We start from the raw sequence: 23,609 nt of genomic DNA, 5'->3' as shown, positions 1-23,609 counted from the left end.
GCTCCTTAGAGGGAGACGGCGTTCTGGACGGCCTTCTCGGCCTCGGACAGCTTCTTCCTGGTGTCCTTGCCCACCTTGGCGGCGTTCTTGCGGACGTCGTCGGCGAGGTGGCTGGCGCGCCACGCGAGGGACGGGTTGCCAGAGGTGTCCACGGCGGCGATCATGACCGCGCCCGCGAGGGACACGTTCTTGAGCAGACCGGCGCGGCGGGTGGCCTTGCCCTCCTTGGTGCCGGCGTCCGCGGAACGGTACTGGGTGTAGCCGTTGAGCACGGTGGTGCCCAGCAGCACGGTGGACGAGAGGCGGGGCAGCTTGCTCACGGCCAGCAGGGACGCGGCGGTCACCTGGGCGGCGGCGATGCCCTGGGCCACCACCGCGCGGTTGGCGACGACGGGGCGCAGCTGCGGCGCGGCGCTCTCCACGGCCTTCAGCACGGGATCCAGCTGCTGCGCGGTGGCCGACGAGTTGCGGAACGCGTCCACACCCCCGGCAATGAAACCGGTGGCGAGCAGCGGGCGGGCGAGACGACGAACAATGCTCATGGTTCTCCTCCTTGTGGTCCCGGCATTTCCGGGTAGGCACGGCTCTCATCCTATCGGTCGCGGTGCGGGGTGCCCGTGGGAATACCCGCGCGCGCGGTGCGTGTTATCCACGGTGTACAGAAGCACCACGGACGTGCGCGATGCCCGTGCGGTCACGGAAAGCAGGTGAGGACCCCGGATGACGCCCCCCGCCTTAGACTTGGGCGTGATGAACGATCACCGAAGTCACGATTCCCAGGCGGTGGAGCACCCCGAAGAGGTGCCCGCCGGAGAAGAGTCCACGCAGCAGCGGCGCGAGCGCTTCGAGCGCGACGCCATGCAGTACGTGGACCAGCTCTACGCCGCCGCGCTGCGCATGGCGCGCAACCCCTCCGACGCCGAGGACCTGGTCCAGGAGGCCTACACGAAGGCGTTCTCGGCATTCCACCAGTACAAGCCGGGCACGAACCTCAAGGCCTGGCTGTACCGGATCCTCACGAACACGTACATCAACCTGTACCGCAAGCGCCAGCGCGAACCGCGCCAGGCCAACACGGACACCGTGGAGGACTGGCAGCTGCACCGCGCGGAGTCGCACACCTCCACGGGTCTGCGCTCCGCGGAGGTGGAGGCGCTGGACCACCTGCCGGACTCGGACGTCAAGCGTGCGCTGCAGGGCCTGCCCGAGGAGTTCCGGCTGGCCGTGTACTTCTCGGACGTGGAGGGATTCGCGTACAAGGAGATCTCCGAGATCATGGACACGCCCATCGGCACCGTGATGTCCCGGTTGCACCGTGGCCGCAAGCTTCTGCGCGAGAAATTGGGCGACTACGCCCAGGAAAGAGGGTTCGACACGTCCAAGGCCGGCAAGTCGGCCAGGGGCGGCGCACCGGTGAAGGATCGAGGCTGAATCATGACTGAGAACCCGTGCAGCAACGGCTGCACCGACGAACGCATCCAGCGGATCTACGAGTACCTGGACGGCGCCCTGACCACCGAGGACCTCGAGGAGATCCACGCCCACCTCACGGGCTGCCCCGAGTGCGAGCGGGAGTACAACCTGGAGTGCGTGATCCGCTCCGTGATGAAGCGCTCCTGCTGCGAGAGCGCGCCGGACGAGCTCAAGCGGTCGATCCTCGCGCGCATCGACGCGCAGTGCAACGAGCACCCCGCGGACTGAGGGCCGCGGCGCCCCGACCGGGTAGGCCCCCGGACATGCAGAACGCCCGCAACCGTGCTGGTTGCGGGCGTTCCGTGGTTCGTGCGCAGAACTTCAGGAGTTGGGCCGCTTGCCGCGGTTTGCCGAGTTCTTGCGACGATCCTTGCGCTTACGTCCACGCTTGCTCATGATGTACCTCCTGCAGTGATTGGCTGGAACATCGTCCGCCAGTATCTCACATTCCGCAGCGGGTCTCATGCCGAGCTGCGCCCCGTGGACCCGGAGGTGCTCAGCGCGGCTCCGGCAGCTGCAGCCAGTCGTACCAGCCGCGGTGCAGCACGAGCCACGCGATGAGCCCGTATCCGGCCTGACCGGGCGTGCCGTGGTTGGCCGCGAGGTCCTTGCGCCACTGCTCGTGGTGCTGCAGCGGATTGAAGGTGTCCACGTACACGTGGTTGCGCCGCGTGGTGACGTCCCCGTAGGCCGCGGACAGGTCCGCGATCTTCCGGTTGCGCTGCGGGTCCAGCGTGGGGGGAGGGCCCACCACCAGGACCTGCACGTTGTTCTGCGTGGCCTGGTCCACGATGTTGGCCATGTTCAACCGGGACCGGGCCGAGGTGATGCCGAGGTCGATGTCCAGGACCGACGGTGCGATCACCAGACGGTTGTCGCACGCGGGGTCGAAACGGCGGGCGGCCTCGTCGAACCACCGTTCGTTGAGGGTCTCGCTGCCCTCGCCGGGCGCCGCGAGGTTGTACGCGTCCACGGGGACCACGTCCCGGGGGGTGCGTGCCATGACTCGGCCGAACCAGCCGAGCGCGCGGGGGTCGTCCACGCCGGCCAGCAGTTCGTCTCCCACGGCCACGATGCGGATCCTGCGGTGGTCCACTCTTCTACATCCTTCGGGTTGCTGCGGGCCCGGGGGCCGTCACGGATGACGGCCCCCGGGCGGGTCGGATCCGGCGGGGCGGCCGGGGAGGGCGGCACCTCGAGCATGCCGGGCTCCGCTCCTCACGCGGTGCTCACTCTCCGCGGTCGAACGCTTGCTGCACGAGGGTCTCCAGCTCCGCGGCGTGGCGCTTGGCCGAGCCGTTGGCGGGGGACGCGGACGCGGGGCGGGAGGCCAGGGTCACCTGGCGGCCCAGCTGGGGCACGAGGTTCACGGCCATGAACGGCCATGCGCCCTGGTTGGCCGGCTCGTCCTGGGCCCAGATGACCCGGGCGTCCGGGTACCGGTCCAGCTGCTCCTTGATCTCGTCCAGCGGCAGCGGGTAGAGCTGCTCCACGCGCACGATCGCGGTGGAGTGGTCGTCGGACTTCTGCCGCTGGGCCACGAGGTCGTAGTACAGGCGACCCGAGACCAGGACCACGTCCGTGACCTTGGAGTCGTCGAGCTCCGCGACGTCCGGGATGACCGGCTGGAAGTTGCCCTGCGTGAACTCCTCCACCGGGGACGCAGCGGCCTTCAGGCGCAGCAGCTGCTTGGGGGTGGCCACGATCAGCGGGCGGCGCGGGCGCGAGTACGCCTGGCGGCGCAGCAGGTGGAAGTGGTTCGCCGGGGTGGAGGGCTGGGCCACGATCATGTTCTTCTCCGCGCACAGCACCAGGAAGCGCTCGATGCGCGCGGAGGAGTGGTCCGGGCCCTGGCCCTCGAAGCCGTGGGGCAGCAGCAGCACCATGTTGGAGCGCTGACCCCACTTCTGCTCCGCGGAGGAGATGAACTCGTCCACGATGGTCTGCGCGCCGTTGGTGAAGTCACCGAACTGCGCCTCCCACACGGTCAGCGCCTCGGGCCGCTCCACGGAGTAGCCGTACTCGAAGCCCAGCACGCCGTACTCGGAGAGCAGGGAGTTGTAGATCGAGAACCGGGCCTGGTCCGCGGAGAGGTTGTTCAGCGGGGTCCACTCGGCACCGTTCTCGGCGTCGAAGAACACCGCCTGGCGCTGGGTGAACGTGCCGCGGCGCACGTCCTGGCCGGACATCCGCACGGGAACCCCGTCCATGAGCAGCGAGCCGAAGGCCATGAGCTCGCCCATGCCCCAGTCGATGCCGCCCTCTCGGGTCATGTCCCGGCGCTTCTCCGCGAGCTTCTTCAGCTTGCGGTGCATGGTGAAGCCCTCCGGCATCTCCACGTAGGAGTCGCCGATGCGCTGGGCGGTCTCGGGGGAGATCGCCGTGGACTTGGGCACGGACACCCCGGAGTCCGCCTGCTGGGCGGAGGGGCGCTCGATGTTCGCGATCGCGGCGGCGTCTCCGGTGACCAGCGGGACCGTGGAGTTCTGGGCCTCGTGGGTCTCCGCGAACACCCGCTCCAGGCGCTCCTGGTAGTCCTTCAGAGCCCGGTCCGCCTCCTCCTGCGTGATGTCCCCGCGGCCCACGAGGTTCTCGGTGTAGACCTTGCGGGTGGAGCGCTTGCCGTCGATCAGCGAGTACATCAGCGGCTGGGTCATCGAGGGGTCGTCCCCCTCGTTGTGACCGCGGCGGCGGTAGCAGACCAGGTCGATCACGACGTCGTGGTGGAACCGCTGGCGGTACTCGAACGCGAGCTGCGACACGCGGGCCACGGCCTCGGGATCGTCCGCGTTGACGTGGAAGATGGGCGCCTGCACGGTGCGCGCCACGTCCGTGGAGTACGTGGAGGTGCGTCCGGCGGACGGGGCGGTGGTGAAGCCCACCTGGTTGTTGACCACCACGTGGATGGTGCCGCCCACGTTGTAGCCCTCCAGCCCGGACATCTGCATGACCTCGTAGACGATGCCCTGCCCGGCCATGGCGGCGTCGCCGTGGACCTGGATGGCGAGCACGGGGTAGTCGCCGTTGCCCTCGGGGCCCGCGCCCAGCACGTCCGTCTTGGCGCGCACGATGCCCTCGATGACCGGGTCCGCGGCCTCCAGGTGGGAGGGGTTCGCGGCCAGGTACACCTGCGTCTCGTTGCCGTTGTCGGAGGTGAACACGCCCTCGGTGCCCAGGTGGTACTTCACGTCACCCGAGCCCTCGGAGGCGCGCGGGTCCTGGCTGCCCTCGAACTCGCGGAACACCTGCGCGTAGGACTTGCCCGCGATGTTGGTGAGCACGTTGAGGCGGCCGCGGTGGGCCATGGCGATGCCCACGCCGGCCAGGGAGGCGTCCGCGGCGTCGGAGATGATGGCGTCCAGCAGCGGGATGAGCGACTCGCCGCCCTCGAGCGAGAAGCGCTTCTGCCCCACGTACTTGGTCTGCAGGAAGGTCTCGAAGGCCTCGGCGGCGTTGAGCCGCTCCAGGATGTGGAACTGCTCCTCGCGGGCGGGCTTCTGGTAGTCGCGCTCGAGCTTGGACTGGAACCACTCGCGCTGCTCCGGCTCCTGGATGTGCATGTACTCCACACCCACGGTGCGGCAGTAGGCGTCCCGCAGCCGCCCCAGGATCACGCGCAGGGTGAGCAGGTTCTGGCCGCCGAAGCCGCCGGTGGGCCACTCGCGCTCCAGGTCCCACAGGGTGAGCCCGTAGGTGCGGATGTCCAGGTCCGGGTGCCGCCGCATCACGTACTCGAGCGGGTTGGTGTCCGCCATGAGGTGCCCGCGCACGCGGTAGGAGTGGATCAGCTGCTGGATCCGGGCCACCTTGTTGATCTCGATCTCGGGGTTGACCTGGTTGTCCACGGCCCAGCGCACGGGCTCGTAGGGGATGCGCAGGGCCTCGAAGATGTGGTCGTAGAAGTCGTCCCCGCCCAGCAGGTAGTGCTCCACGAGCTTGAGGAACTCACCGGAGCCCGCGCCCTGGATCACGCGGTGGTCGTAGGTGGACGTCAGCGTGATGACCTTGGAGACGGCGTTGCGGGCGATCGTGCGGGGCGAGGCGCCCTTGTACTCGGCGGGGTAGTCCAGGGCGCCCACGCCGATGATGCACGCCTGGCCCTTGGACAGCCGCGGCACGGAGTGCACGGTGCCGATCCCGCCCGGGTTGGTCAGCGAGACGGTGGTGCCGGCGTAGTCCTCCATGGTGAGCGCGCCGGTGCGGCCGCGCTTGACAATGTCCTCGTAGGAGTTCCAGAACTCCTGGAAGGACATGGTCTCGGCGCCCTTGATGTTGGGCACCACCAGGTTGCGGGAACCGTCCTTGTTGGGAATGTCGATCGCGATCCCGAAGTTCACGTGCGCGGGGTGGATCGCGGCGGGCTTGCCGTCGGAGTCGTCGTAGACCACGTTCATGGACGGGAAGTTGGACAGCGCACGGATCACGGCGTAGCCCACGAGGTGGGTGAAGGAGACCTTGCCGCCGCGGTTGCGCGCCAGGTGCGAGTTGATGACCATGCGGTTGTCGATCAGCAGCTTCGCGGGCACCGCGCGCACGGTGGTGGCGGTGGGGACGGTTAGGGACGCGTCCATGTTGGCGGCCACTGCCTTCGCGGGGCCGCGCAGCTTGACCACGGTGTCCTCGGCGGGCTTCTCGTCGGCCTTGGCCGGGGTCTCGTCCTTGCGGTCCTCGGGCTGGGCGCGGATGGGTCGCTTGGCGGCGGCGCCCTCGCTGGTCTCCGACTCGGTGTCCACGCCCGCGGGCCGTCCCTTCGCCTTCGCCCCGGTCGCGGCGGGAGCAGGGGACGCCGCGCGCTCGGTCTTCCGGGGGGCCGGGGCGTCCTTGGGGGTCGAGGTGCTCTTGCGGGCCGGTGCGGCGGCGGGTGCCGCGGCGTCGTTCGCGGCGGAGGTGTCCTTGCCGGAGTCGTCCTTGGCGGGGGTCCCGGTGGCGGGGCGCCCGTTCCGGGAGGACTTCGCCGCGGCGTCCTTGCCGGAGGGGGACGCGTCCTCGTCCGCCATCTGCTCGAAGATGGGCCACCACTTCTCGTCCACGGAGTTCTTGTCCGCCTGGTACTTCTCGAAGAGCTCGTCCACGAGCCATTCGTTGCCGGCAAATTCTTCGGGGATAAGGTGATGCGGCTGGTCTGGCACGAGTGATACGCCTCTTCCATCTGTACTGGTGTCCCGGGTGGCGAGCTGGTCCTCGCGGCCCCTGTATGGCTCCCACGGAGTGTACCGACCGCGGGAGCCCTCGACGGGCTTCGCGCACGCAAAGCCGTACCGGATTTTCAGTCTAGTGAGGCGACTGGGCCGGTGCCACCTGTCGCCCCGGGGCGGGCGGGGGCGACGTCGCCCGGGGCCTTCCCCGCCGCCGCTCCCGGCCCTGCCGCCGGCCGGGGCAGCGGCCTAGACTGTGCTGCCATGCGCTTCCTGACGACCCCCACCACGGACCTGACCTACAACGACGTCTTCCTGGTGCCCTCGATGTCCCGTGTGACCTCCCGGTTCGACGCCGATCTCGCGCCCGCGGACGGCACCGGGGCCACCCTCCCGCTCGTGGCGGCGAACATGACGGCGGTGACCGGGCGGCGCATGGTGGAGACCATGGCCCGGCGCGGCGGACTGGGGATCCTGCCGCAGGACATCCCGCTGGACGTGATCGCCGAGGTGACCTCGTGGGTCAAGGGCCGCTCGCCGCGCTACGAGACCCCGGTGGTGCTGCACCGCACGAACACCGTGCACGACGCCCTCGGGATCATGCACAAGCGCCCCCACGGCGCGGTGCTCGTGGTGAACGAGAACGAGGACTACGCGGGGATGGTGCTGGAGGCGGACTGCCGGGACGTGGACCGCTTCACGCAGCTCGGGGACCTGGCGCGCACCGACGGACCCGTGTTCCAGGACGGGGACCTCCCGCGGGACCCGGACGTGACCGCGCTGCGCCCGGTGTACGAGGCACTCTCGGACGCCCGCGTGTCCGCGGCACCCGTCCTGGAGGGGCGCCGGGTGGCGGGGATCGTCACGCGGCAGGGCCTGGTGCGCTCCACCATCTACACCCCCGCCCTGGACGCCGACGGGCGGCTGCGCGTGGGGGCGGCCGTGGGCATCAACGGGGACGTCTCCGCCAAGGCGGCCCGGCTGCTCGACGCCGGCGTGGACGTCGTCGTGGTGGACACCGCCCACGGGCACCAGGTCAAGGCCGTGGAGGCCGTCTCCGCCGTGCGCGCACTGGACCCGGCAGTGCCCGTGGTCGCGGGCAACGTGGTGACCGCGGACGGCGTGCGGGACCTCGTCTCGGCCGGCGCGGACATCGTGAAGGTGGGCGTGGGCCCCGGTGCCATGTGCACCACCCGCATGATGACGGCGGTGGGCCGCCCCCAGTTCTCGGCGGTCGTGGAGTGCGCGGAGGCCGCGGCGGACCTCGGGGCCCACGTGTGGGCGGACGGCGGCGTGAAGCACCCGCGCGACGTCGCCCTGGCCCTGGCCGCCGGCGCGAGCCAGGTGATGGTGGGCTCGTGGTTCGCCGGAACCCACGAGAGCCCCGGGGAGATCAACATCGACGCGAACGGGCGGGCGTACAAGGAGTCCTTCGGGATGGCCTCCGCCCGTGCCGTGCGGCACCGCACGCTGGGGGAGGACCGGTTCTCGCGCGCCCGCAAGGCGCTGTTCGAGGAGGGCATCTCCAACTCCACCATGTACCTGGACCCGCAGCGCCCCGGCGTGGAGGACCTGCTGGACCACATCACCTCCGGCGTGCGCAGCTCCATGACCTACGCCGGGGCCACCACCCTGCGGCAGTTCGCCGCCCGCGCGGTGGTGGGCATCCAGTCCCAGTCCGGCTACGACGAGGGCCGCCCCCGTTCCGAGTCCTGGACCTGAAGCGCTCCGTCGGGCCGGGCCCGGTCGCGGAGCGGGGTGTTCTCATCCTCCCGCTAGATGAGAATCGTTCATGATATGCTCGCGCTCATTCAGATGACAGTGATTCTCATTGGCCCGTTCGGAGGCCGAGGGGACGTCGAGCAGGGAGCTGATGCCCATGACCGTCCGCCGTACCGCCCCACACGCAGGGAAGGGCGTGCTCGCACTCGGGGTGCTCACCGGCATCGCGCTGACCGGGTGCTCCGCGCAGGGCGGCGCGGAGGGGGCCGGTGACTCGGGGGACGGGGACAGGATCCGGGTGGTCACCTCCACGAACGTCTACTCGGACCTGGCGGCACAGGTGGGCGGCGACCGCGTGGAGGCCACGCCGCTGATCCGCTCCACCGCCCAGGACCCCCACTCCTACGAGGCCACGCCGCAGGACCGGCTGACCGTGGAGAAGGCGGACCTGGTGGTGCGCAACGGCGGCGGGTACGACCAGTTCATCGCCGACCTCTCCCCGCAGGACCAGCACGTGGTGGACGCCGTGGACGTCTCGGGCCTGCAGTCGCAGCAGGAGAAGGACGCGGCCGCCGAGCACGAGCACTCCCACGGGTCCGGGGAGGAGCACCACCACCACGGCGGCTTCAACGAGCACGTGTGGTACGACGTGGAGACCATGACGAAGGTGGTGGACCGGATCGCCCAGCAGCTGGGGGAGGTGGACCGGCAGAACGAGCGGACCTACACGGACAACGCCGCCCGGGTCAAGGACGAGCTGGCCGGGGTGGACCGGAAGATCAAGGACATCGGGGCATCCGGCGGCTACGTGGCCACCGAGCCCGTGCCCGGGTATCTTCTGGAGGATGCCGGTCTGCACGACGACACCCCGGCCGCGTTCACCGAGGCGATCGACTCCGGATCGGACGCCCCGCCCGCGGCCCTCCACGAGACGCTGGAGCTCGTGGCGGGGGACCACGTCTCGCTGCTCGCCCTCAACCGGCAGACCTCCACGGGTCAGACCGACCGGCTGCGCGACACCGCCCAGGAGGCAGGGAAGCCGGTGGTGGAGTTCACGGAGACCGTGCCGGACAACAGGAACTACCAGCAGTGGATGACGGAGAACGCGGACCACGTGGCAAAAGCACTCACGAAGTAGGGACATGGGATCGAGCACTGCGCACACGGCCGCCGATGACGGTGCGGCCCCGGTGATACGGCTCCAGGACGCCGGACTGGCCTTCGGGGACCGCACCCTGTGGTCCGGGCTGACCCTGGACGTGGCGCCGGGGGAGTACCTCGCGGTGCTCGGCTCCAACGGCACGGGCAAGACGAGCTTCCTCCGGGTGCTGCTGGGGCTGCTGCCGCTGAGCCACGGCACCGTGAGCGTCAACGGCACCCGGCCGCGGGCCGCGGCCCGTGGGGTGGGCTACGTGCCGCAGCAGCGTGGCTTCCCGGCCCGCACCCCGCTGCGCGCCCGGGACCTCGTGGCCCAGGGGGTGGACGGGCACCGCTGGGGCGTGCGCCTGCACCCGCGCCGTGTGCACCGCAGGGTGGACGAACTGCTGGCGCGCGTGGGTGCCACCGGGTACGCGGACGCCCCCGTGGGGCTGCTCTCCGGCGGGGAGCAGCAGCGGCTGCGGATCGCCCAGGCACTCGCGGCGGACCCCACGGTCGTGCTGTGCGACGAGGCCCTGCTGTCCCTGGACCTGCACCACCAGCACGTGGTGAGCGAACTCGTGCACGAGCAGCGCGAGCGCACCGGCTGCTCCGTGGTGTTCGTCACCCACGACGTGAACCCCATCATCGAGCACGTGGACCGCATCCTGTACCTGGCCAACGGCTCGTTCCGGATCGGCACCCCGGACGAGGTGCTGCGCTCGGACGTGCTCTCCGAGCTGTACGGCACGGGCATCGAGGTGCTGCGCAGCAACGGCCGCATCCTGGTGGCCGGGCGCCCGGACAGCACCCACCACACCGACGCCCCGGAGGAGCTGCTCCCGTGATCACGGCCGCCATCGACTGGAACTCGTTCGTGGGCTCCGTGTTCGTCTTCGACAACTACGGCGAGCTGCTGGGCCTGCTGCGCAACTCCCTGTGGGCCGGCGCCGTGCTGGGCCTGGTGGGCGGGCTCGTGGGCACGTTCGTGATGATGCGGGATCTCGCATTCTCCGTCCACGGCATCGCGGAGCTGTCCTTCGCGGGTGCCACCGCCGCCCTGCTGCTCGGTGCGGACGTGGTCACCGGGTCCCTCCTGGGCTCCGTCCTGGCCGCTCTGGTCATGGGCTTCACGGGGCTGCGCGCCCGGGAGGGGAACTCCTTGGTGGGGGTGCTCATGCCCTTCGGTCTGGGCCTCGGCATCCTCTTCCTCTCCCTCTACGAGGGCCGCTCCTCCAACAAGTTCTCCCTGCTCACCGGGCAGATCGTGTCCGTGTCCTCGCTGCAGCTCACCTCCATGGTGGTGCTCTCCGCCGTGGTCCTCGTGACGCTCGTGGGGGTGTGGCGGCCCCTGACGTTCGCGAGCACGGACCCGCTCGTGGCCCGGGCCAAGGGGCTGCCGGTGCGCGGGCTCGCCGTGGTGTTCATGGTGCTGCTCGGGATCTCCGTGGCGCTGTCGGTGCAGATCGTGGGAGCGCTGCTCGTGCTCGCGCTGCTCATCACCCCGGCCGCCGCGGCCATGAACCTCACCTCGAGCCCGGCGCGCACGGTGGTGCTCTCGGTGCTCTTCGCGGAGCTCGCCATGGTGGGCGGGATCCTGCTGGCCCTGGGCGGGAACATCCCGATCAGCCCGTACGTCACCACCATCTCGTTCCTGCTGTGGCTCGTGTCCCGGGCCGTGCGCGCGGTGCGGGAGCGCTCGTCGTCGTACCGCCGCACGACGCCGCACCGCGGGGCGAGCGCGCCGCTCACCGCGGGCGCCACCCGTGTTCCCGAGGAGACCGCCGCAGCGGACCCGGCTCCCGGACCCGGCGGGCTCGAACCGCTCAAAACGGGTGACCGGCCCGGAACGGGCTGACGGTTCGGCACGGGCCGACGGCTCAGAACAGGACGTGCAGGGCCGCGGGCAGCACCCGCACGCTCACCGGCAGCGGGCCGAGCCGCTCGCCGTCGCCGTGGGCGGCGTCGCGGTCCCGGTGGTCGGCGCCCTCGGTGCCGGGGACGCCGGTCACGGCCACCGCGGCGGCCGTGACCGGTTCCACCGAGACCTCGCGCAGGGACTCGTGGGTGCCGAGCCACAGCCGGGGGAAGAGCCACACGAGGCGCGCCGGGCCCACGTCCGAGACCGTGAACAGGTCCGCGACGCCGTCCGTCGCGTCCGTGCGGGGCACGATCGTCAGCCCGCCGCCGAACGAGGACGTGTTGGCGACCGTGAGGAAGGTGATCGCACGCCGGGCCGCACGGACCGTGCCGTCCGGGGAGGTCCAGGACAGCTCGTAGCGGCGGGCCCGGATGGCCGCGAGCTCCAGGGCGAGCGCCGCGGCGTACTTGGCGGGGACACGCACCCGGGACCAGCGGTTGGCCCGGGCGTTCACGCGGGCGTCGAGCCCCAGGCACACCGCGGTGGCGCACACGTGCTCGGAGCCGTCCGCGCACGTCACGTGCAGCAGGTCCATGGTGTGGGAAGGGGACTCCAGCCCGCGCAGCACGCGCCCGGCGGCGCGCTCCGGATCCCCGGTGGGCACCCCGTGGTGCCGCGCGAGGTCGTTGCCGGAGCCGGCGGGCACGAGACCGAACGGGACGGTCACGCCCTGCTCGCCGACGGTGTGCAGGGCCTGCAGGACCAGGTGCACCATGCCGTCACCGCCCACGGCCACCACCGCCGCGACGTCCGTGGAGCGGGCCCGCAGGGTCTCGGTCAGGGCACGTCCGAGGGCCGCGGCCGAGGCACCGGCCAGGGGTTCGGGACGGTACCCACCCGCCCGCAGGATGCCCGCGGCCCGTTCGCACGCCCCGCGCGCGGTGCGGGAGGCGCCGTTGTGGACCAGCAGGACGTCCCGGGCGGCGCGGGGAGTCACGGGGCGGGGTCCGCGGCTGCCGAGCCGTCCCGGGTGCGGGCCGCGCAGTCCTCGCAGATCCCGGTGATCTCCACGGTGTGGTCCACGTCCGCGTAGCCGTGGCGCCGCGCGGTGCTCTCCGCCCAGGTCTCGATCTCCGGGGCCTCGAGCTCCACCGTGGCACCGCACGAGCGGCACACCAGGTGGTGGTGGTGGTGCTGGGCCTCGCAGCGGCGGTAGATGGCCTCGCCGTCCGTGGTGCGCAGGACGTCCACCTGGCCCAGCTCCGCCATGGACTGCAGGATCCGGTAGGTGGTGGCCAGGGACACGGACTCCCCCCGGTCCTGGAGCAGCCGGTGCAGGTCCTGGGTGGAGATGAAGTCCTCCAGCCGCTGCAGTGCGGCGCTCACGGCACGGCGCTGTTTGGTGTTGCGAACCTCCGCGGGTTCGGTGGTCTTGCTGCTCAACCCAGGCGTCCTTTCCGCGAGCGGGCGTTCGGCCCATCTTAACGCGGGCGGCGGGCGGGTATTCCCTCCGGGCCCTGCTCTCCGCTGAGGGCGCGCCCGCTCCCCGGTGAGGGTGCGCCCGCTCCCCGGTGGGAGCGTAGCCGCTCGACCCCGGTGAGAGCGTGGCCGCCCGCCGGGCCCGGGGCTGCCGCACGGGGCCGCACCACCCGCGACGAACCCTCGGTCAGCCGCTAGGGTGGCACCATGCTGCTGACCAAGTTCACCCACTCGTGCGTGCGGTTCGAGAAGGCCGGCGCGGTGCTCGTGATCGACCCGGGGACGTTCTCCGAGGTCGAGGAGGCCCTGGAGGGCGCGGACACCGTGCTCATTACCCACGTGCACCCGGACCACTGCGACGTCGACCGGGTGGGTGCCGCCCTGGACGCCGCTCCCGGCGTGGACGTGCACGCCCCGGCGGCGGTGGTCGAGGCCCTCGCGGACCGCGTGACGGACACCGGACGGCTGCATGCGGTCACCGCGGACACCGAGTTTACTGCCGGTCCGTTCTCCGTGGCCACCTACGGCGGGCAGCACGCGCTGATCCACCCGCTGATCCCCACGGTGGACAACGTAGGCTACGTGATCGACGGCGCCGTGTTCCACCCCGGTGACTCCTTCACCGTGCCGCACGGGCTCACCGTGCCCACCGTCCTGGTCCCGCTGCACGCGCCGTGGTCCAAGACCTCCGAGGTCATCGACTTCGTGGTCGCCACGCGGGCCACCCGTGCGTTCCCGATCCACGAGGCGCTGCTCTCCGACACGGGTCTGCAGCTGGTGGAGCACATGGTCACCGAGTTCTCCGCCCGCTACGGAACCGAGTTCCGCCACCTGCCCGCTCGCGAGAGCGTGGAGCTGGCCTCCGACTGACCCGCCGGCAGCCCGCCGCACCCCACCCGTCCCGTCGAAAGGACCCCGTCATGAGTTCAGTGTTCACCAGGATCATCGAGGGCGAGCTGCCAGGGCGCTTCGTCTGGGCGGACGAGCGGTGCGTGGGCTTCCTGTCCATCCAGCCGCTCGCGCAGGGACACGTGCTCGTGGTGCCCCGGGAGGAGATCGACGCGTGGGTGGACCTGCCGTCGGAGCTCGCGGTGCACCTCATGCGGGTCTCCCAGAGCATCGGCAAGGCCATCGACGCCGCCTACCGCCCCAAGCGGGTGGGCCTCATGATCCAGGGCTTCGAGGTGCCGCACACCCACCTGCACGTGTGGCCCACCAACTCGATCGAGGAGTTCGACTTCGCGAACGTGGACCAGGACCCGGACCCCGCGGTGATGGACGACTCCGCCCGCCGCATCCGCGAGGCACTGGTGGCCCAGGGCCACCACGACGAGGTGCCGCAGCAGGACTGACCGCCTGCGGTTTCCCGGACCGGTTGCCCGCCCGCCGTCCGCGGACCGGGACCCGGTACCGGTCAGCCGAGGTCCCGCAGCTGCTTGCGGATCCGCTTCTCCGACACGGTGTGGGCGGTTCCGAGCTCCTGGGCGAAGAACGAGATGCGCAGCTCCTCCAGGTCCCAGCGCACGCGGGTGAGGGCCGCCGGGACGGGGGCGTCGGCCGGCACGGCGTCCCGCGCGGCTTGGTATTCCGCCTCGAGGTCGTGCACCGTGCGCATCGCCACGGCGTCCCGTTGCAGGTGCCCGGAGAGCTTGTCGAGCCGGCCGTTCACCCCGGCCAGGTACCGGGGGAGGTGCTGCAGGGCCTGCCAGCCGGTCCTGGCCACGAATCCGGGGTGCACCAGACGGTCCACCTGCTCGGCCATGTCCTTGAACGCCGGAACCGCGCCGAGCGAGCCCGGCTTCTTCAGCCGCTTGCGCACGGTGTTCGCCTCGGTGAGCGTGGTGGTCACGAGCGTGCTCACCGCGAAGACCGTGTCGATCAGCTCCGCCCGCACGTGCTCCGTGAGCTCCCGGAACTGCTCGCGGGTGAACGGCGGGTCCTGCGGGACCAGGCGGTCGATCGCGGCCACCGTGCAGTCGTGGATGAGCGCCTCCACGGACCCGTGGGGGTTCTGGGTGAAGATCAGCCGCTCCTTCTGGCTCAGGTGCTCCACCACGTAGCGGTGCACCGAGGGCAGCACGTGCTGCAGCAGGGCGATCACACCGTCCCGCTGGGCCACGCGCTGCTCCTCGGGGTCGCTCAGGATGCGCACGTCCACGCGGGGGACGTCCGTGCTCCCGGCCTTCGCGGAGGGCACCGCCACGAGCGTGGGGTAGCCCGTGACGGTCTGACCGGCCACCACCGTCTCCACGCTGCGGGGCGGGTCCGGTTCGGGCCACGAGGTCAGTCCCGTCCGCTCGAGGGAGGCCGCCGGGCGTTCGGGGGTGGCGTTCGCGCCGCGGCCGGAGCGGCGGTGGCCCCGCCCCGAGCCCCGGCCCGCCACGTCGTCCCGTCCGGAGGCGGACCGTCCGGACGCGGGCGAGGCGTCCTGGGCGGCGTCGTACAGCTGGGCCACGGCGCCACCGAGGGAAGCCGCCAGCGCTTCGCGGACGGCGGGGCGCAGCCGCTGCTTCAGCTCGGGGAGGTCCGAGCCGCGCCCGAGCACCCTGTTGCGGGCGTCACGGACCTCGAAGCGCATGCGCAGGTGCGCGGGCAGCGTCCCGGGCTGGAAGTCCGAGGCCTGCACCGGGTGGCCGCGCAGCCGCCGCAGCACCGTGGCCAGGGACTCCAGGAGGGAATCGGTGGCGGGGTCGAACTCCTCGTCCAGACGCGCCACCGCGGTGGCGGCCGTGTCCGGGGCGGGCACGAAGTTGCGGCGCACGGCCTTGGGCAGGGACTTGATGAGCGCGGTCACCAGTTCCACGCGCAGCCCCGGGATGTGCCACTCGAACTGCTCGGGGGCCAGCCGGTCCAGGAACAGCACGGGGATGCGCACCGTGACACCGTCCGCGGTGTCCGTGCCGGGCGCGAACTCGTAGTCCAGGTCCAGGCTGAGATCGCCCTCGGCGGAGCGCACCTGCCACGCACGCGGGAAGGACTCCGTGTCCAGGGAGGGGGCCTCCGGGGCGATCAGGTCCTCGCGGGTCAGGTCCAGCAGGTGCTCGTCCTCGTGGCGGGCATTCTTCCACCACGCGTCGAAGTGCCGCTGGGACACCACGGTCGCGGGGACGCGGGCGTCGTAGAAGTCGAAGAGCACCTGGTCGTCCACGCGCAGGTCCTTGCGGCGCATGCGGTTCTCGAGCTCCTCGACCTCCGCGACGGCCCGGCGGTTGCGCTTCACGAAGGTGTGGCGGGTCTGCCAGTCGCCCTCCACCAGAGCGTGGCGGATGAACAGCTCGCGGGAGAGCCGCGGATCCACCTGCGAGAACAGCACGGGTCGCTCGGCGACCAGGGGCAGGCCATAGAGGGTGACCTTCTCGGAGGCCATCACCGCACCGCGGGAACGGGACCAGTGCGGCTCGGAGTAGCTGTGCTTCACGAGCTGCGGGGCGATCTCCTCGGCCCACTCCGGCTTGATGGCGGCGTTGGTGCGCGCCCACAGCCGGGAGGTCTCCACGAGCTCCGCGGAGACGATCCAGTCCGGGGACTTCTTGAACAGCGCCGAGCCCGGGAAGATCGCGAACCGCGTGCCGCGCGCCCCCCGGTACTCCCGCGTGCGCTCGTCCCGCACACCGATGTTGCTCAGCAGTCCGGAGAGCAGGGACTTGTGCACGGCGTCCTGGTTCGCGGCCACGTCGATCTCCCGCGAGCCGCCGGCGTCGATGCCCACCTGCCGGGCGATCTGGCGCAGCTGGGCGTAGAGGTCTTGCCACTCCCGGATCCGCAGGAAGTTCAGGAACTCGCGCCGGCACAGCTTGCGGAACTGGGAGGAGGACAGCTCGGCCTGCTGCTCCTGCAGGTACTGCCACAGCAGCCCGTAGGAGAGGAAGTCCGAGGTCTTGTCCTTGAAACGGGCGTGGAACTCGTCCGCGGCCTGGCGCTTCTCGAGCGGGCGCTCCCGGGGGTCCTGCACGGTGAGTGCGGCGGTGAGCACCAGCACCTCGCGCACGCAGCCCCGGCGCTGGGCCTCCACGATCATCCGGCCCAGCCGCGGGTCCACGGGCAGGGCGGCGAGGATCTCGCCCGTGCGGGTCAGCGGCCCCCGCGCGCGGTCACCACCGCGACGGCGTCGGCCGCCGCGGGAGCGAGCTCCGCGGGAGGTGCCGTCGGGGCGGGAGGGCGACGCCGCGGCGTCGTCCTCGTGGGGATCACCGGAGCCGCGCAGGGCACTGAGCTCGCGCAGCAGCACCACGCCGTCCTTGACGGCGCGGGGGTCCGGCTTCTGCACGAACGGGAACTCGGTGATGTCCGTGGGCTGCGAGACCACGCCCACGGCGATCATCTGCAGGATCACCGCGGCCAGGTTGGTGCGCAGGATCTCCGGGTCCGTGAACTCGGGGCGGGAGGCGAAGTCCGCCTCGGAGTAGAGCCGGATGCACACGCCGTCGGACACGCGCCCGCAGCGCCCGGCGCGCTGCCGGGCCGAGGCCTGGGAGATCCGCTCGATGGGCAGCCGCTGCACCTTGGTGCGCGCCGAGTAGCGGGAGATCCGGGCGGTGCCGGGATCGATTACGTACTTGATCCCGGGCACGGTCAGGGACGTCTCCGCCACGTTGGTCGCGAGCACGATCCGGCGGTGGGAGGACTGCGAGAACACCCGGTTCTGCTCGGCCATGGAGAGCCGCCCGAACAGCGGCAGGATCTGCGTCCCGGACAGGGAGCGGTGGGAGTCGATCACCCGCTGCAGCGCGTCCTGGGCGTCGCGGATCTCGCGCTCGCCGGCGAAGAAAACCAGGATGTCCCCGCGGGGCTCCCGGGAGAGCTCCACCACGGCGTCGCACACGGCGTCGATGGGATCGCGGTCCTCGTCCGCGAGGCCGTCCCCGGTGTCCTCCTCGTCGTCGCCGCCATCCCCGCTGCGCTCCTGGGTGAGCGGGCGGTAGCGGACCTCCACGGGGTAGGTGCGCCCCGAGACCTCGATGACCGGGGCGGGTTCCGGTGCGGCGTCCGGGTGCTCGGGGTCCTCGTGCGCGAAGTGCTCCGCGAAGCGCTGCGGGTCGATGGTCGCGGAGGTGATGATCACCTTCAGGTCTGGGCGCCGGGGGAGCAGCCGCCGGAGATACCCCAGCAGGAAGTCGATGTTGAGCGAACGCTCGTGGGCCTCGTCGATGATGATCGCGTTGTAGCGGGAGAGCTGCGGGTCGTGGCTGATCTCCGCCAGCATGATGCCGTCCGTCATGAGCTTGACCTTCGAGTCCTTGCCCACCTCGGACGTGAACCGCACCTGGTAGCCCACGGTGGCACCCACGCGCTCGCCGAGCTCGTGCGCGATCCGCTCCGCGACGGAGCGCGCCGCGATCCTGCGGGGCTGGGTGTGCCCGATCAGCCCGCCCTCGCCGAGGCCGAGCTCGAGGCACATCTTGGGCAGCTGCGTGGTCTTGCCGGAGCCCGTCTCACCGGCGACCACCACCACCTGGTTCTCCCGGATGGCGGCCATGATGTCCTCCCGGCGCGCGCTGACGGGGAGGTTGTCCGGATACACGATGCGGGGCGGGGTGCTGAGCTCAGTCATGACAACGCAGCAGTCTACGGGCCGCCCCCGACACACGGGTGTGACGGACCTCCCGCCCACCGGGCGCGCACAATGAGCACTGAACGTGGGCCGCGCCTCGTGTCCGACCGGTCGGTGCGTGCCGGCCACCCACGAGTGCTCCGTGACGGAAGGAACCACCCCATGAAGCGTCTGCTCCCGGTCGCCGGCGCGGCCACCGCGGCGGCCCTGCTGCTGACCGGCTGCGGTTCCGGCGGCGGCGACCCGTCCAGCGGGGCCACGCACGAGAAGGTCACCGTGGGCATCTCCCAGTTCGTGGCGCACCCCGCGCTCGACGCCGCTCGGAAGGGCTTCGTGCAGGCGCTCGCGGACGGCGGGTACACGGAGGGCGAGAACCTCACCCTGGACGTGCGCAACGCCTCGGGAGACCAGGCCACGGCGACGGGCATCGCCTCCGACTTCGCCTCCGGCCAGGAGGATCTCGTCCTGGGCATCGCCACGCCGGCGGCCCAGTCCCTGGCGCAGGCCGTGACGGACCGGCCCGTGCTGTTCACCGCCGTGACCGATCCGGTGGACGCGGGGCTGGTGGACGCCACGGACGCCCCCGGCGGAAACATCACCGGCACCACGGACGGCAACCCCGTGGCGGATCAGATCGACCTGGTGAAGCAGCTGAAGCCGGAGGCGAAGTCCGTGGGCATCATCGACAGCTCCGCGGAGACCAACTCCCAGGTCCAGGTGGCGCAGGCCAGGAAGGCCGCCCAGGCCGAGGGACTGAAGGTCGTGGAGAAGACCGTGACCACCACCGCGGAGGTCGCGCAGGCCGCCGATTCCCTGGACACCGATGCCCTCTACGTGCCCACCGACAACACGGTGGTGGCGGGTCTGGAGGCGGTGATCTCCGCCGCGGAGGCCAAGAAGATCCCGCTCGTCGCGGGTGACGGGGACTCCGTGGAGCGCGGCGCGCTCGCCACCCGGGCTCTCGACTACACGGCTCTCGGACGGCAGACCGGTGAGATGGCCGTGCGCATCCTCAAGGACGGCGCCGAGCCCGGGGACCTGGCCGTGGCGGGGCAGAAGGACACCAGGCTCGTCGTCAATGCCAGGGCCGCGCGGGCCATGGGGGTGGAGATCCCGCAGCGCCTGCGGGACAGGGCCGATCGGCTCATCCAGTAGCACCCGTGCGCGGGGAACCGCATTCGACCTCGGCACCCGGCGCGTGGTGGCGCGCGGGCCCGCCTCGTCCCGGGCGGGCAGCTCTGGACGAGGCGGGGCCACCGCGGGGCCTACCCGCCGGGCCCCGTGAGCCGCAGCCCGTCACGGGCGGACCCGCCCCTGTGGGCGCTACGCTTCTGGGGACAGCTCGCAGCGCCACTGCACCGACCGCTCCGTCCCGGGGCGTCCGCGTGGGCGGCGCCTCCACGGGTGGCACCTCCGCTCCGGGGGTGGCACCGGAAGGTCAGTGATCCCAGTGAACCAGTCCCGCCGCAGACAGCGCACGACGTCCGTCATCTCCGCGGTGGGGCTGATCCTGCTGTTCGTGTGCTGCTTCTCGCTGCCGGAGGGGCTCGTGGCACTGAGCCAGGCGTCCGCGGAGCGCGGGGGGCAGCCCCTGACCGAGCGGGGCTGGATCATGGTGGTCGTGGGATTCGGCACGCTGGCCGTGGGCGGCGTGCTCACCATCGTGGGCGTGGTGCTGCGCCGCACGGCGGCCCCCCAGCCGGTCGCGGAGGATCTGCTGCTGGAGGAGGAGTACGGCTCGGAGTCGGTCATGAACGAGTACGACCCGCTGGAGCTGAACCCCAACTACCGGATCCGGGAGCAGCGTCGGGGCAGGCGCTGAGCCGGGCCCGCGCTGCGTCACTGGGGTCGCACGGGCGGCACGCCGTGACGAGGGCATGAAAAGTGCCCGCGATAGGATTCGAACCTACGGCCTTCTGCTCCGGAGGCAGACGCTCTATCCACTGAGCTACGCGGGCGCATCGGACTGCGACGCCGGGAACCCCGGTGCGCAACGACAACTCGACGATACTACCAGGTCCGCGCCGGGCACCAGTCACCGCGGGTCGGCCCGGGGGAACCCGCCCCGTTACACTGGCACGGTGACTCCTGAAGAACTCTCCACAGCCGTGTCCGCATGCCTGCAGGACGCCGTGACCGCCGGTGAACTGAGCCCGGTGGACGGCGTCGACCTGCCCGAGGCGAAGGTGGAGCGCCCGAAGAACCGTGACCACGGCGACTGGGCCACCACGGTGGCCATGCAGGTGGCAAAGAAAGTGGGGCGCAGCCCTCGGGACGTCGCACAGATCCTCTCCGAGCGGCTCGCGCGGGTGCCCGGTGTGAAGACCGTGGACATCGCGGGCCCGGGGTTCCTCAACATCACGCTCGACGCCGCCGCGGCCGGTGAGCTCGCGCAGTCGGTCGTGGAGCAGGGCAGCGCGTTCGGCACGGGGGACGCCCTGGCCGGGACCACCATCAACCTGGAGTTCGTCTCCGCCAACCCCACCGGTCCCATCCACCTGGGCGGCACCCGCTGGGCGGCCGTGGGCGACTCCCTCGCCCGGGTCCTGCAGGCCCAGGGCGCCGAGGTGGTGCGCGAGTACTACTTCAACGACCACGGCAACCAGATCGACCGCTTCGCCCGCTCCCTGCTGGCCCGGGCCCGCGGCGAGGCCGCTCCCGAGGACGGCTACGGCGGGCAGTACATCTCGGACGTCGCCCAGGAGGTGCTCGCCCTGCACCCGGACGCACTGGAGTCGGAGGACCCCCAGGAGGTCTTCCGGGCCGCAGGCGTGGAGCTGATGTTCGCCCAGATCAAGTCCTCGCTGCACGAGTTCGGGGTGGACTTCGACGTCTTCTTCCACGAGAACTCCCTGTTCGAGGGCGGCCAGGTGGAGACCCTGCTGGAGCAGCTGCGCTCCTCGGACTCCCTCTACTTCGCGGACGGCGCGTGGTGGCTGCGCTCCACGGAGCACGGGGACGACAAGGACCGCGTGGTCATCAAGTCGGACGGCAACGCGGCCTACATCGCCGGTGACATCGCCTACTTCAAGAACAAGCGGGACCGCGGCGCGGACCTGTGCATCTACATGCTCGGTGCGGACCACCACGGCTACGTGGCCCGGCTCAAGGCCGCGGCCGCTGCGCTGGGGGACTCCCCGGACGCCGTGGAGGTGCTGATCGGGCAGATGGTCAACCTCGTGCGTGACGGCGAGGCCGTGCGGATGTCCAAGCGCGCGGGCACCGTGGTGACCATGGAGGACCTCGTGGAGGTCGTGGGGGTGGACGCCGCGCGCTACTCCCTGACCCGGTACTCCGTGGACTCGAACATCGACATCGACCTGGACGTGCTCACCCGGCGCTCCAACGAGAACCCCGTGTTCTACGTGCAGTACGCCCACGCCCGCACGTGCGCGGTCGCCCGCAACGCGGAGGCCGCCGGGGTCCGGCGCACGGCCGAGGACGGCACCCCGCAGTTCGACGCCGCCCTGCTCGAGCACGCACGCGAGGCAGACCTGCTCGCCGCGCTCGGCCAGTACCCGTCCGTGGTCGCCCAGGCCGCGTCCTTCCGCGAGCCGCACCGCGTGGCACGCCACCTGGAGGCGCTCGCGGGCGCCTACCACCGGTGGTACGACGCGTGCCGGGTCACCCCGCAGGGCGACGCCCCCGTGGAGCTCGTGCACCACACCCGCCTGTGGCTCAACGACGCCGTGCGCCAGGTGCTCGCCAACGGGCTGGACCTGCTGGGTGTCTCCGCCCCGGAGCGGATGTGATCCGGATGACCGCCACGCCCGCCGAGCACCCGCTCGCACCGTCCTGGCTGCGGGTCCCCGAGGACCCGGCGGCACTGGAGTCCCCGGTGTTCACGTCCCAGTACGCGCGGGACGCGTCCGGGTGCGTCACCGTGGACTCGGTGCCCGTCACCGAGATCGCGCGGCGCCACGGCTCCCCGAGCTACGTGGTCTCGGAGCGCACGTTCCGCGCCCGCGCCCGGGGTTTCCGCGAGGCGTTCGAGGCCGCGCTGCACCCCCTGGGCGTGCAGAGCGCGGTCTACTACGCCTCGAAGGCGCTGCTCACCACCGCGGTGGCCCGATGGGCCGCCGACGAGGGACTGAACATCGACACCGCCTCCGGAGGGGAGCTGGCGGTGGCGCTCGCCGCCGGGATCCCGGGTGAGCGGATCGCGCTGCACGGGAACAACAAGTCCGCCGAGGAGATCGCCGCCGCCCTGGACGCGGGCGTGGGTCGCATCGTGGTGGACTCCCTCGCGGAGATCGACCTGGTGGCGGGGCTGGCCCGGGACCGGGGAACGCGGGCTCCCGTGATGATCCGGGTGACCCCGGGCGTCCACGCGTCGACCCACGAGTTCATCGCCACCGCGCACGAGGACCAGAAGTTCGGGCTCTCCCTCAACGCCGAGGACGGGGATTCGCCCGCGCTGCAGGCCGTGGCCGCGTGCCTCGGCGCCTCCGACGCGCTGGAGCTGCGGGGACTGCACTGCCACATCGGCTCCCAGATCTTCGCCGCCGAGGGCTTCGGCCAGGCCGCCGAGCGCGTCCTCGCGCTGCGGGAGACCGTGGCCGAGCGGTGGGGTGTGTCCCTGCCGGAGCTGGACCTCGGGGGCGGGCACGGCGTGGCGTACACCGCGGCGGACACCCCGCGCGACGTCGCCGACATCGCCGGGGACCTCGCCTCCCTGCTCTCGAGCGCCCTGCGGGACTCGCGGCTGCCGGTCCCGCACCTGTCCTTCGAGCCCGGCCGGTTCATCGCGGGCCCCTCCGGGTGCACCGTGTACACCGTGGGCACCGTCAAGACGGTCACCGTGAGCCCGGGGGTGCGGCGCCGCTACGTGTCCGTGGACGGCGGCATGAGCGACAACGCCCGTCCCGTGCTCTACGACGCCAACTACACCGCCGTGCTCGGCAGCCGCGTGTCGCAGGAGCCTCCCGTGCTCTCCCGCGTGGTGGGCAAGCACTGCGAGTCCGGTGACGTGGTGGTCAAGGACGTCTACCTCCCCGGGGACGTGCACGCGGGGGACCTGCTCGTGGTCCCCGTGACCGGCGCGTACTGCTGGTCCCTGGCCAGCAACTACAACTGGCTGGCCCGGCCCGGGATCGTCGCGGTGGCCCCGGACGGCAGCACCCGCGAGATCGTGCGCCGCGAGTCGGTCACGGACCTGCTGGCCCGGGACACCGGGATCTGAACCGGGGCCGAGGACACGGCGCGCCCCGTCGCGGACCCGCGCGGCGCCGTCGTCCTCACCGCGATGCCG

General features: G+C 71.5%; 19 protein-coding genes and 1 tRNA gene. 12 read left to right on the top strand and 8 right to left on the bottom strand.

Annotation, left to right across the window (positions count from 1 at the left end; genetic code table 11):
* Positions 1-5 precede the first annotated feature (5 nt).
* The gene (locus C1C97_RS03350; RefSeq protein WP_121029971.1) at positions 6-542 is read right to left on the bottom strand and encodes a DoxX family protein; all 537 of its coding nucleotides are present in this window, start codon (positions 540-542) and stop codon (positions 6-8) included.
* A 208-nt stretch (positions 543-750) separates the two neighbouring features.
* On the opposite strand from C1C97_RS03350, the gene C1C97_RS03345 reads away from it, so the two are divergent.
* On the top strand, positions 751-1,431 hold the full coding sequence (locus C1C97_RS03345; protein WP_110920462.1) for a sigma-70 family RNA polymerase sigma factor: 681 nt from the start codon (positions 751-753) through the stop codon (positions 1,429-1,431).
* A gap of 3 nt (positions 1,432-1,434) precedes the next feature.
* Positions 1,435-1,701, top strand: a complete 267-nt coding sequence (gene rsrA, locus C1C97_RS03340; protein ID WP_110920454.1) for a mycothiol system anti-sigma-R factor — start codon at positions 1,435-1,437, stop codon at positions 1,699-1,701.
* A gap of 93 nt (positions 1,702-1,794) precedes the next feature.
* On the opposite strand, the gene C1C97_RS12745 is transcribed toward rsrA, so the two are convergent.
* The 3 genes from C1C97_RS12745 to C1C97_RS03330 all read right to left on the bottom strand — a co-directional run bounded on the left by C1C97_RS12745 (position 1,795) and on the right by C1C97_RS03330 (position 6,602).
* On the bottom strand, positions 1,795-1,869 hold the full coding sequence (locus C1C97_RS12745; RefSeq protein ID WP_098054049.1) for a 50S ribosomal protein bL37: 75 nt from the start codon (positions 1,867-1,869) through the stop codon (positions 1,795-1,797).
* Positions 1,870-1,969: 100 nt separating this feature from the next.
* On the bottom strand, positions 1,970-2,569 hold the full coding sequence (locus C1C97_RS03335) for a GDSL-type esterase/lipase family protein (RefSeq protein WP_110920453.1): 600 nt from the start codon (positions 2,567-2,569) through the stop codon (positions 1,970-1,972).
* A 133-nt stretch (positions 2,570-2,702) separates the two neighbouring features.
* Positions 2,703-6,602, bottom strand: a complete 3,900-nt coding sequence (locus tag C1C97_RS03330; protein ID WP_121029969.1) for a multifunctional oxoglutarate decarboxylase/oxoglutarate dehydrogenase thiamine pyrophosphate-binding subunit/dihydrolipoyllysine-residue succinyltransferase subunit — start codon at positions 6,600-6,602, stop codon at positions 2,703-2,705.
* A 270-nt stretch (positions 6,603-6,872) separates the two neighbouring features.
* On the opposite strand from C1C97_RS03330, the gene C1C97_RS03325 reads away from it, so the two are divergent.
* From C1C97_RS03325 to C1C97_RS03310, 4 genes are all read left to right on the top strand, one after another.
* Entirely contained in the window at positions 6,873-8,330 is a 1,458-nt protein-coding gene (locus C1C97_RS03325; protein WP_110920994.1) for a GuaB1 family IMP dehydrogenase-related protein, read from the top strand.
* Between the two features lie 157 nt (positions 8,331-8,487).
* Positions 8,488-9,468 carry a metal ABC transporter solute-binding protein, Zn/Mn family gene (locus C1C97_RS03320; RefSeq protein ID WP_233542691.1) on the top strand — a complete coding sequence of 327 codons (981 nt, stop codon included), beginning with the start codon at positions 8,488-8,490 and terminating at the stop codon, positions 9,466-9,468.
* A 4-nt stretch (positions 9,469-9,472) separates the two neighbouring features.
* Positions 9,473-10,315 (top strand): metal ABC transporter ATP-binding protein, encoded by an 843-nt coding sequence (locus tag C1C97_RS03315; RefSeq protein WP_110920974.1) that lies wholly within the window; start codon positions 9,473-9,475, stop codon positions 10,313-10,315.
* Positions 10,316-10,326: 11 nt separating this feature from the next.
* The gene (locus C1C97_RS03310; protein WP_121030536.1) at positions 10,327-11,325 is read left to right on the top strand and encodes a metal ABC transporter permease; all 999 of its coding nucleotides are present in this window, start codon (positions 10,327-10,329) and stop codon (positions 11,323-11,325) included.
* A gap of 22 nt (positions 11,326-11,347) precedes the next feature.
* Here the strand turns inward: C1C97_RS03310 and C1C97_RS03305 are convergent, their stop codons facing one another.
* Together C1C97_RS03305 and C1C97_RS03300 are read right to left on the bottom strand one after the other, a co-directional pair.
* Positions 11,348-12,325: a diacylglycerol/lipid kinase family protein gene (locus C1C97_RS03305; protein ID WP_110920896.1), complete on the bottom strand. Its 978-nt coding sequence runs from the start codon at positions 12,323-12,325 to the stop codon at positions 11,348-11,350.
* Positions 12,322-12,771, bottom strand: a complete 450-nt coding sequence (locus C1C97_RS03300) for a Fur family transcriptional regulator (RefSeq protein ID WP_110920897.1) — start codon at positions 12,769-12,771, stop codon at positions 12,322-12,324. The genes C1C97_RS03305 and C1C97_RS03300 overlap by 4 nt, the downstream gene beginning before the upstream one ends.
* 243 nt (positions 12,772-13,014) lie before the next feature.
* Between C1C97_RS03300 and C1C97_RS03295 the strand changes: the two genes are divergently transcribed.
* Complete coding sequence (locus tag C1C97_RS03295) at positions 13,015-13,677, top strand: MBL fold metallo-hydrolase (protein WP_110920898.1); 663 nt, start codon at positions 13,015-13,017, stop codon at positions 13,675-13,677.
* Positions 13,678-13,727: 50 nt separating this feature from the next.
* Entirely contained in the window at positions 13,728-14,159 is a 432-nt protein-coding gene (locus C1C97_RS03290; protein ID WP_110920899.1) for an HIT family protein, read from the top strand.
* A gap of 62 nt (positions 14,160-14,221) precedes the next feature.
* On the opposite strand, the gene hrpA is transcribed toward C1C97_RS03290, so the two are convergent.
* Positions 14,222-18,358, bottom strand: a complete 4,137-nt coding sequence (gene hrpA, locus C1C97_RS03285) for an ATP-dependent RNA helicase HrpA (protein WP_199712163.1) — start codon at positions 18,356-18,358, stop codon at positions 14,222-14,224.
* Between the two features lie 162 nt (positions 18,359-18,520).
* Here hrpA and C1C97_RS03280 point away from each other — a divergent pair, with 162 nt between their 5' ends.
* Together C1C97_RS03280 and C1C97_RS03275 are read left to right on the top strand one after the other, a co-directional pair.
* Positions 18,521-19,513, top strand: coding sequence for an ABC transporter substrate-binding protein (locus tag C1C97_RS03280; RefSeq protein WP_110919809.1), 993 nt, complete (start codon positions 18,521-18,523; stop codon positions 19,511-19,513).
* 295 nt (positions 19,514-19,808) lie between these two features.
* A complete protein-coding gene (locus C1C97_RS03275; protein WP_233542690.1) occupies positions 19,809-20,180 on the top strand; it encodes a hypothetical protein in 372 nt (123 codons plus the stop codon).
* Between the two features lie 63 nt (positions 20,181-20,243).
* Here the strand turns inward: C1C97_RS03275 and C1C97_RS03270 are convergent.
* Positions 20,244-20,316: transfer RNA gene (locus C1C97_RS03270), tRNA-Arg, on the bottom strand.
* 123 nt (positions 20,317-20,439) lie between these two features.
* Here C1C97_RS03270 and argS point away from each other — a divergent pair.
* Together argS and lysA are read left to right on the top strand one after the other, a co-directional pair.
* Complete coding sequence (gene argS, locus C1C97_RS03265) at positions 20,440-22,110, top strand: arginine--tRNA ligase (RefSeq protein WP_158591121.1); 1,671 nt, start codon at positions 20,440-20,442, stop codon at positions 22,108-22,110.
* Positions 22,111-22,115: 5 nt separating this feature from the next.
* Positions 22,116-23,540 carry a diaminopimelate decarboxylase gene (gene lysA / locus C1C97_RS03260; RefSeq protein ID WP_121030532.1) on the top strand — a complete coding sequence of 475 codons (1,425 nt, stop codon included), beginning with the start codon at positions 22,116-22,118 and terminating at the stop codon, positions 23,538-23,540.
* The last annotated feature ends 69 nt before the right edge of the window (positions 23,541-23,609 follow it).

Origin of the sequence: Kocuria tytonis, from assembly GCF_003226895.2 — a bacterium.
Taxonomy (GTDB): domain Bacteria; phylum Actinomycetota; class Actinomycetes; order Actinomycetales; family Micrococcaceae; genus Kocuria; species Kocuria tytonis.
Note: the sequence above shows the minus strand (reverse complement) of the source record. Positions and strands in the feature narration are given on the sequence as shown.

What these genes read in the sequence shown, in the direction of transcription:
- C1C97_RS03320 (WP_233542691.1), top strand. Translation starts at nt 8,488, where the DNA reads ATGACCGTCCGCCGTACCGCCCCACACGCAGGGAAGGGCGTGCTCGCA.
- rsrA (WP_110920454.1), top strand. Translation starts at nt 1,435, where the DNA reads ATGACTGAGAACCCGTGCAGCAACGGCTGCACCGACGAACGCATCCAG.
- C1C97_RS03295 (WP_110920898.1), top strand. Translation starts at nt 13,015, where the DNA reads ATGCTGCTGACCAAGTTCACCCACTCGTGCGTGCGGTTCGAGAAGGCC.
- C1C97_RS03325 (WP_110920994.1), top strand. Translation starts at nt 6,873, where the DNA reads ATGCGCTTCCTGACGACCCCCACCACGGACCTGACCTACAACGACGTC.
- C1C97_RS03290 (WP_110920899.1), top strand. Translation starts at nt 13,728, where the DNA reads ATGAGTTCAGTGTTCACCAGGATCATCGAGGGCGAGCTGCCAGGGCGC.
- lysA (WP_121030532.1), top strand. Translation starts at nt 22,116, where the DNA reads ATGACCGCCACGCCCGCCGAGCACCCGCTCGCACCGTCCTGGCTGCGG.
- C1C97_RS03345 (WP_110920462.1), top strand. Translation starts at nt 751, where the DNA reads ATGAACGATCACCGAAGTCACGATTCCCAGGCGGTGGAGCACCCCGAA.
- C1C97_RS03315 (WP_110920974.1), top strand. Translation starts at nt 9,473, where the DNA reads ATGGGATCGAGCACTGCGCACACGGCCGCCGATGACGGTGCGGCCCCG.
- C1C97_RS03280 (WP_110919809.1), top strand. Translation starts at nt 18,521, where the DNA reads ATGAAGCGTCTGCTCCCGGTCGCCGGCGCGGCCACCGCGGCGGCCCTG.
- hrpA (WP_199712163.1), bottom strand. Translation starts at nt 18,358, where the DNA reads ATGACTGAGCTCAGCACCCCGCCCCGCATCGTGTATCCGGACAACCTC.
- C1C97_RS03350 (WP_121029971.1), bottom strand. Translation starts at nt 542, where the DNA reads ATGAGCATTGTTCGTCGTCTCGCCCGCCCGCTGCTCGCCACCGGTTTC.